This is a genomic window from Arthrobacter arabinosi (assembly GCF_054511115.1).
Window position 1 is genome coordinate 776,286 of record NZ_JBTNDF010000002.1, and the last position, 8,216, is coordinate 784,501.

Below are 8,216 nucleotides of genomic sequence, written 5' to 3' on the forward strand. Positions count from 1 at the left end.
CCCTCCTGCGAGGATTCCGGACAGGACCGGTACGGGGGAGCCCGTCGTCCCGGTGCTGCCCATCCGTCGTGCTCGGGCCCGCATGGCCCCTCGAAGAAGGACGTGGAGGATCAGGATCCCGGTGGTGTCGATGCCATTGCAGAGCCGTGTGGCGGGCGGACCGACGATGGGGCCGGCCTGCCCGGCGGTCGCGGAGCCTCCTGTCGGATTCGAACCGACGACCCCCGCTTTACAAGAGCGGTGCTCTGGCCAACTGAGCTAAGGAGGCGTGCTGACCGTGCCAGCGGGGCGCCGTCGTCGTGTTCCTGACGCGGAACCTGCCGGAGGCAGCGTGACGCCGAGCGCTCACTAAGGGTAGCCCAGCGCCGGCACGGGGTGAAATCAGCAACACGCCCGGCTGGGTCCGACCCGATAGAGTCGTTTCGGAGACCAACTACTTCGATGGAGCCCGCTGTGAGCGCTGCACAACCCTCGACCACACCCGGCGTCAAGGCGTCGTTCTCGGCGGACGGCCAGTACGGGGAGTTCGACTTCATCGTCGTGTCCAACCGGCTGGCGGTGGACCGCGTCACCGACGAGAACGGCGAGAGTTCATGGCGGCGTTCACCGGGCGGTCTCGTGACCGCGCTGGCGCCGGTGATGGCCAAGGCCGACGGTGCCTGGGTCGGCTGGCACGGCGCGCCCGACGAGACACTGGAGCCCTTCGACGAGTCGGACATGCGCCTCGTGCCCGTGCCGCTGAGCGCGGAGGAAGTGGAGCTCTACTACGAGGGCTTCTCGAACGCGACCCTCTGGCCGCTCTACCACGACGTCATCGCGTCCCCCGAGTTCCACCGGACCTGGTGGGACTCCTACCGCCGCGTCAACGAGCGCTTCGCGCAGGCGACGGCATCCGTGGCGGCCGAGGGCGCGACGGTGTGGGTGCAGGACTACCAGTTGCAGCTCGTCCCCAAGCTGCTGCGCGAAGCCCGTCCGGACCTGAAGATCGGCTTCTTCAACCACATCCCGTTCCCGCCGCTGGAGATCTACGCGCAGCTCCCGTGGCGCCGGCAGGTCATCGAGGGACTCCTCGGCGCGGACCTCATCGGCTTCCAGCGTCCGAGCGACGCCAGCAACTTCCTGCGGTGCGTTCGCCGCTTCAAGGGCTACACCATCAAGGCCCAGCAGGTTCAGGTTCCCGCGGGCGACGACGGCACGCCGGGCTACGTGTCGCGGGCCGAGGCGTTCCCCATCTCCATCGACACGGCGTCGATCGCGGAGCTGGCGCAGCGGCCGGACGTCATCGAACGCTCGAGGGAGATCCGGCGCGAGCTCGGCGACCCGCAGCACATCCTCCTCGGCGTGGACCGGCTCGACTACACCAAGGGCATCGGCCACCGCCTCAAGGCCTACGGGGAGCTGCTCGAGGACGGCGCCATCACGGTCGAGGACGCCGCCCTCATCCAGGTCGCCAGCCCCAGCCGCGAGCGCGTGGAGCAGTACCGCCTCCTGCGCGAGGACATCGAGGGCGCGGTGGGCCGCATCAACGGCACACACGACACCATGAAGAACACCGCCATCCGCTACCTCCATCACAGCTACCCCGTCGAGGAGATGGTGGCGCTGTACCTGGCCGCCGACGTCATGCTGGTCACGGCGCTGCGGGACGGCATGAACCTCGTGGCCAAGGAATACGTCGCCGCCCGCACGGGGAACACGGGCATGCTCGTGCTCAGCGAGTTCGCCGGCGCGGCGGACACGCTGCGCCAGGCCATCCTCGTCAACCCTCACGACATCGACGGGCTGAAGGCCGCCATCGTCGCGGCGGTCACCATGCCGAAGGCGGAGGCCATGCGCCGCATGCGCCTCATGCGCCGGCAGGTGATCCACAACGACGTGGAGCGCTGGTCGCAGGCGTTCCTCGCCGCCCTCCAGTCGGAGGGCCCGGCCAGTGACGCTTGAACCGGGGCTGCAGGCCGCCCTCCGGGCCCTCGCGTCCACCCCGCGCCTCCTCGTCGCGCTCGACTTCGACGGCACACTCGCCCCGCTCGTCGAGCGGGCCGAGGACGCCCGCGCCCTCCCGGCGTCGTCCGCCGCCGTCCGGCTGCTGGCCGGGCTGCCCCACACGACGACGGCGCTCATCTCCGGCCGGGCCCTGGACAGCCTGCGAGCCGTCGCCGATCCCCCCGCGGACACGCTGCTGATCGGTAGTCATGGCGCCGAGACCTGGACGGGACCGGGCGGCGAGCCCCTGGCGCTGACGCCGGACCAGGCCGACCTCCTGGCGCGCGCCGTCGCCGTCGTCGAGCACATCGTCGCCGTGCACACCGGGACGCGCATCGAGTTCAAGCCCGCCGGCGTCGTGCTGCACACGAGGACCGCGGCGGACGACGTCGCCGACGCCGCGGTGGCGGCTGCACGGTCGGAACTCGCTCCGGTGGACGGCGTGAACATCACCGACGGCAAGCGCGTGCTCGAGATCTCGGTGGTCGAGGCGGACAAGGGCCAGGGACTGGCCCTGCTGCGGCGAGCGACGGACGCGACGGCGGTCCTCTTCGCGGGGGACGACGTCACCGACGAACATGCGCAGCGGACCCTCGGAGCGGGCGACGTCGGCATCAGGATCGGCCGCGGGGACACCGCCGCATCCTTCTCCGTCGCCACCCCCGAAGCGTTCAGCGAGGTGCTCGAGGAGCTCGCGGCGCTGCGCGCGGCATATGCACCCGCCCACGGAACGTGCGATACTCGGGGAGTGTGACGACGCCACCGGTACTGCTGGCGGGTCGCACGCAACAACTGAATATCTTCCATTCACTACGGATCGTCGGGCACGTACCTGCCCGTGAAAAGGAACCAATTCCATGGCAACGGTAACGTTTGACCAGGCCACGCGCCTGTACCCGGGCACCGAGAAGCCCGCCGTCGACAGGCTCGACATCGACATCGCGGACGGCGAATTCCTCGTCCTCGTGGGACCCTCCGGTTGCGGGAAGTCGACCTCCCTGCGCATGCTCGCCGGCCTCGAAGATGTCAACTCCGGGCGCATCCTCATCGGTGACCGTGACGTCACCGACGTCCCCCCGAAGGATCGCGACATCGCGATGGTCTTCCAGAACTACGCCCTCTACCCGCACATGTCGGTGGCCGACAACATGGGCTTCGCGCTCAAGATCGCCGGCGTCTCGAAGGAAGAGCGCGCCGAGCGAGTCCGCGAAGCCGCGAAGCTCCTCGATCTCGAGGACTACCTCGACCGCAAGCCCAAGGCCCTCTCCGGTGGCCAGCGCCAGCGTGTCGCCATGGGTCGCGCGATCGTGCGCAACCCGCAGGTCTTCCTCATGGACGAGCCCCTGTCCAACCTGGACGCGAAGCTCCGCGTGCAGACCCGTACGCAGATCGCGTCGCTGACCCGCCGCCTCGGCGTCACGACGGTCTACGTCACGCACGACCAGGTCGAGGCGATGACCATGGGTGACCGCGTCGCGGTCCTCAAGGACGGCATCCTCCAGCAGGTCGATACCCCGCGCAACCTGTACGAGCGTCCGAAGAACGTGTTCGTCGCCGGCTTCATCGGTTCGCCCGCGATGAACCTCCTGGAACTGCCCGTCACCAACGGCGGCGTCCTCTTCGGCGGCCTCGTGTACCCCGTCCCCGGCAACGTGCTCCAGGCCGCGGCCGGCAACACCGTCACGCTGGGTGTCCGCCCCGAGGACCTCGTCCTCGCAGCTGCCGGTGAGGGCCTGCAGGTCGAGGTCGACGTCGTCGAGGAGCTCGGTGCCGACGCGTACATCTACGGACACACCACGCTGGACGGCAAGAACCACGACATGGTGGCACGCGTCGACGGTCGGCGCCCGCCGATGAAGGGCGACACTGTCTACGTCCGCCCCGAGCAGGGCCACGTGCACCTGTTCGACACCTCCTCGGGTGAGCGCCTGGCCGAGACGGTCTAGGCTCCTCGCGGACCACGTACACGACGGCGGTGGCTTCGCCGGGACTCCTCTGGAGGACCGGGAGGAGCCGCCGCCGTCGTTTAACGGCCACTACGCTTGATGCAGGCCCACCTCCCACCCACACACGAAGGCAGCACCCATGACCGAGACCTCGAACGCCAAGTGGCATGACGAGCCGACGGATTACGACCAGACCGGCAAGCTGCCACGGGTGCGTCCCGCCTCCTCCGAGGCCCCGAACCTGGGATCCCTCAACATCACCGCGGCAGCGACCGATCCGGAACTCCTCGACCTGCCCTGGCATGTCGCTCTCGAGGAGTGGCCGGCCAGCGCCCTCGCGGCTCTCCCCCGCGGCATCTCCCGGCACATCGTCCGTTTCGCGCACCTCGGCGGGTCCGTGATCGCGGTCAAGGAGACCGGCGAGCACATCGCACGCCACGAGTACCACATGCTCCGGAAGCTCCAGCGCCTCGACGTGCCCTGCGTCGAGCCCGTCGCCGTCATCTCCGGCCGGGCCACGCCCGACGGCGAGGAACTCGACCCCGTCCTGGTCACCCGCCACCTCAAGTTCTCGCTCCCCTACCGTGCGCTGTTCTCCCAGACCCTCCGCCGTGACACCCTGACACGGCTCATCGATGCGCAGGCGCTGCTCCTCGTGCGCCTGCACCTGGTCGGCTTCTACTGGGGCGATGTCTCCCTCTCCAACACGCTGTTCCGGCGCGACGCCGGGTCCTTCGCCGCGTACCTCGTCGATGCCGAGACGGGTGAGCTCTACCCCGAGCTGTCCACCGGCCAGCGCGAATACGACCTCGAGATAGCCCGCGTCAACATCGCCGGGGAGCTCATGGACCTCGCGGAGGGCGGGCTCATCGAGGAGAAGGTGGATCCCCTGGCCACCAGCGAGCTGATCATGGACAGCTACCGGCGCCTGTGGACCGAGCTGACGGAGCAGGAATCGTTCGAACTCGGGGATCGGTGGCGGGTGGGAGCCCGCATCCGCCGCCTCAACGATCTCGGCTTCGACGTCGAGGAATACGCGATCAGGACGGCCGCCAACGGCACGCAGATCCAACTCCAGCCCAAGGTCGTCGACGCGGGGCACCACAGCCGGAGGCTCCTCCGCCTGACGGGACTGGACGCACAGGAGAACCAGGCCAGGCGCCTGCTGAACGACATGGACGCCTACCGTGCGGACAACAACCCGACGCTGGACGAGGAGTTCACGGCGCACCTCTGGGTCAACGAGGTCTTCGAGCCGATCGTCCGCGCCGTCCCCCGTGAGCTGGGAGGCAAGCTCGAGCCTGCCGAGGTGGTTCACGAGGTACTGGAGCACCGGTGGTACATGTCCGAGCGGGAGGACAGGAATGTGCCGATGGCCGAGGCCGTACAGTCCTACCTCGACGACGAACTCCGCCACCGCCGTGATGAGGCGGAGATCATGCTGACGGCGGATGCGAAGACCATCGGCATCGATGAGGACTCCGAGTCCGTCGACGACTGAGCGGATACGCGGAAGGGACCGGCAACCATGGCTGCCGGTCCCTTCCTCCTATCCGGGGTCCTGCTAGGGGCACTGCAGGGGCTGGCCCTGGATGGTGACCGGTGTTCCCGGGGGCAGGCCGTCGCACGCCTCGATGATCTGCTGCGTGACATCGCCGAAGAAGGCGATGAGTGCGATCCCGATGATCACTCCGATGATCGTGAACAGCACACCGATGATGATCCCGGCAAGGGCGAAGCCGTTACCCATCCTCGCCTTCCGCGACTGCACGAAGGCGATGATGCTGATGACCAGCCCGACAGGGGCGATCAGGATGGCGAGGATGAAGCCGACGATGCCGAGCGTCCTGCCGGGATTCTCGGCCGTCCGGGTCTGGTACCCCTGCTGTCCCGGGTAGCTTCCGGCACCCGGCCCGTAGGGGCTCTGCTGCCCGTACGGCTGCTGTCCATAGGGAGACGGGCTCCGGCCGTACTGGGACTGGTTCTCCCCGTACTGCTGCTGGCCCTGGCCGTACCGGGGCTCGTTCTCCCCGTACTGCTGCTGGCCCTGGCCGTACCGGGGCTCGTTCTCCCCGTACTGCGGATGCTTCTCCCCGTAGCTGGGCTTGTCCTGCTCGCCGTAGGGCGGTCCGCCCTGCGATCCCGGATTGTTGTCAGACATGCTGCCCCCGAACGGAAGTGGTGGATAGGGCGGAGATCTCCGCCGGTTTCCTGAAGAATAGCATCGGGCAGGGGCGCCTCTCCGGCGCTGCGCGGCAACGATCAGGCGACGATGGCCTTGCCCGGGTTCAGGATGCCCAGGGGGTCGAAGACCTCCTTCATACGGGCCTGCAGCTCGAGGACGGCTGGTTGCTGCTCCCACCCAAGCCACCTCAGCTTGTACTGTCCGACGCCGTGTTCGCCCGTGATCGTACCGCCGAGATCCAGTGCCAGACGGACGGACTCGTCGAGCGCCTCGTCCAGCCGTGCCCGCGCAGGTTCCCCCTCCCCGCGCGCGACCCAGAAGGTGGGATGCAGGTTACCGTCACCCGCGTGGGCCACGACCTTCAGATTCACCGCGTAGCGCTCCGCCATGGCTTCGAGTGCCGCGACGTAGTCGACGAGGCGGGATTTCGGGACGGCGACGTCCTCCCCCACTCGGAACAGGTCATCTACGTCGTCCCCCCGGCTGTGCCGTCTCAGATCGACGAGGCGCTCGGCTTCCTCCGCCCCTTCCTCGCTGACGCCGGCGCCCAGATCGATCAGCACCGCACGGATGGCTTCGGCCTCCGCCGCCGCCCCGTAGCCGTCCGTCCTGACCAGCAGGAGGGATCCACCGCGCCGGCGCAGATCCGAGCCGTGCACACCGTCGAGGGCCTCGAGGGTCCTCCCATCGAGGAGTTCGAGGATCGAGGGTTGCACCCTGGCGCGGCCGATGGCGAGGACCCCCGCCGCCGCCCGGGGGAAGTCGTCGAAGAAGGCGGCGAGGGTGTGGACTGCCGGCGGCAGGTAACGAAGGCGGACGGTGACCTCGACGATCACGCCGAGCGTGCCCTCCGATCCGGTCATGAGCGCGGTCAGGTCGTAGCCGGCAACCCCCTTGAAGGTCCTGTGCCCCGTCGAGATGAGGGTTCCGTCCGCCAGCACGACCTTCAGGGCGAGGACCGAGTCGCGCGTCACTCCGTACTTGGCGCAGCGGAGGCCGCCCGCGTTGGTCGCGACGTTCCCTCCGATGGTGGACCACCGGTAGCTCGCCGGATCAGGGGCGTACATCAGGCCGTGCTCCGCGACGGCCTCGTTCAGGTGGGCGTTGATCACACCCGGTTCGACGACGGCGGTCTCGTCGTCCGCGTTGATCTCGAGGATGCTGTCCATGAGCTCGAGCGACAGGATGACGCAACGCCTCGTCGCGTGGGCGCCACCGGACAGTCCCGATCCTGCACCCCGACTCACCACGGACACACGATGGCGGCTCGCCCAACGCAGCAGCACCTGCACATCGTCGACGCTGCGGGCCCGCACCACCGCCCCGGGGAGGACGGCTTCGAGCAGGGGACCTCTGTCCCTGGAGTATCGATCCAGGTCCTCGGGGGTGACCGACACGCGCCCCGGCAGCACCTGTTCGAGTTCCTCCAGCGGCATCATCAGGAGCCGCCCATGAAGCGGCAGTAGCGCGCCAACGCGTCCGGCCAGAACCCCCGGTAGAACTCGTAGACATGCTGCGCCTCCCCTGCCGTCCACCCGCTGTGGACGAGCGTGAGCAGGGCCCCGGAACGCTGTTCCGCTGCGACATCCTCGGACCCGACGACAGCCCCCGAGAGATCGGGCTCTCCCCCTGCCGACACCTCGATGCGCACACCCGTGGTGGATGCCGACCCGAGATGCCGCCAGGCCAGCTCGAGCCACTCTCCGGGATGGCTGTCGGTCACTTCCCCCCAGACGTTCTCGTCCTCCTCGGCCGACGTCTCGACGAGGGCGTTGTCCTCCAGGTCGAAGAAGCTGCCCTCCCCCCAACGGCTCAGTTCCCCGACCGGCCACCACAGATGAAGGTGCTGGGTGAACCCCGCCCATGCATGGTCTGCGGGAGCCGGCACGGACACCGAGAATCGCAGGTCCGGCCGCTCGTCCGGGACGCCGGAGGCTGCGGGCGGGTGCGAGAACAATCCAGTCATCCCTCGACACTACCGCCGAGCGTGTGCCCGGCCCATCGGGTGGGGGTTGGGGTTGGGTGGGGTTAAAGGGGTGAGGCCCCGCACCTGGTGGTGTGGGGCCTCAGCCTGTAATGGTTGTCCGGCGGTGTCCTACTCT

General features: G+C 68.7%; 7 protein-coding genes and 1 tRNA gene. 4 read left to right on the top strand and 4 right to left on the bottom strand.

From position 1 onward, the window contains the following. Positions 1-194: 194 nt before the first annotated feature. Positions 195-268: transfer RNA gene (locus ACX80P_RS07755), tRNA-Thr, on the bottom strand. A gap of 173 nt (positions 269-441) precedes the next feature. Here ACX80P_RS07755 and ACX80P_RS07760 point away from each other — a divergent pair. The 4 genes from ACX80P_RS07760 to ACX80P_RS07775 all read left to right on the top strand — a co-directional run bounded on the left by ACX80P_RS07760 (position 442) and on the right by ACX80P_RS07775 (position 5,430). Then, positions 442-1,941, top strand: coding sequence for an alpha,alpha-trehalose-phosphate synthase (UDP-forming) (locus ACX80P_RS07760; RefSeq protein ID WP_459277481.1), 1,500 nt, complete (start codon positions 442-444; stop codon positions 1,939-1,941). Next, positions 1,931-2,737 (top strand): trehalose-phosphatase, encoded by an 807-nt coding sequence (otsB, locus tag ACX80P_RS07765; RefSeq protein ID WP_459277482.1) that lies wholly within the window; start codon positions 1,931-1,933, stop codon positions 2,735-2,737. Before ACX80P_RS07760 ends, otsB begins: the two co-directional genes overlap by 11 nt. A 103-nt stretch (positions 2,738-2,840) precedes the next feature. Next, positions 2,841-3,929, top strand: a complete 1,089-nt coding sequence (locus ACX80P_RS07770) for an ABC transporter ATP-binding protein (protein WP_459277483.1) — start codon at positions 2,841-2,843, stop codon at positions 3,927-3,929. 139 nt (positions 3,930-4,068) lie between these two features. Further along, positions 4,069-5,430 carry a DUF4032 domain-containing protein gene (locus ACX80P_RS07775; protein ID WP_459277484.1) on the top strand — a complete coding sequence of 454 codons (1,362 nt, stop codon included), beginning with the start codon at positions 4,069-4,071 and terminating at the stop codon, positions 5,428-5,430. Positions 5,431-5,493: 63 nt separating this feature from the next. Here ACX80P_RS07775 and ACX80P_RS07780 read toward each other — a convergent pair whose 3' ends face one another. From ACX80P_RS07780 to ACX80P_RS07790, 3 genes are all read right to left on the bottom strand, one after another. Next, on the bottom strand, positions 5,494-6,090 hold the full coding sequence (locus ACX80P_RS07780; RefSeq protein WP_459277485.1) for a DUF4190 domain-containing protein: 597 nt from the start codon (positions 6,088-6,090) through the stop codon (positions 5,494-5,496). 101 nt (positions 6,091-6,191) lie between these two features. Continuing rightward, positions 6,192-7,550, bottom strand: a complete 1,359-nt coding sequence (locus ACX80P_RS07785) for an FAD-binding oxidoreductase (RefSeq protein WP_459277522.1) — start codon at positions 7,548-7,550, stop codon at positions 6,192-6,194. 2 nt (positions 7,551-7,552) lie between these two features. Continuing rightward, complete coding sequence (locus tag ACX80P_RS07790) at positions 7,553-8,080, bottom strand: SRPBCC family protein (RefSeq protein WP_459277486.1); 528 nt, start codon at positions 8,078-8,080, stop codon at positions 7,553-7,555. Positions 8,081-8,216 lie beyond the last annotated feature (136 nt).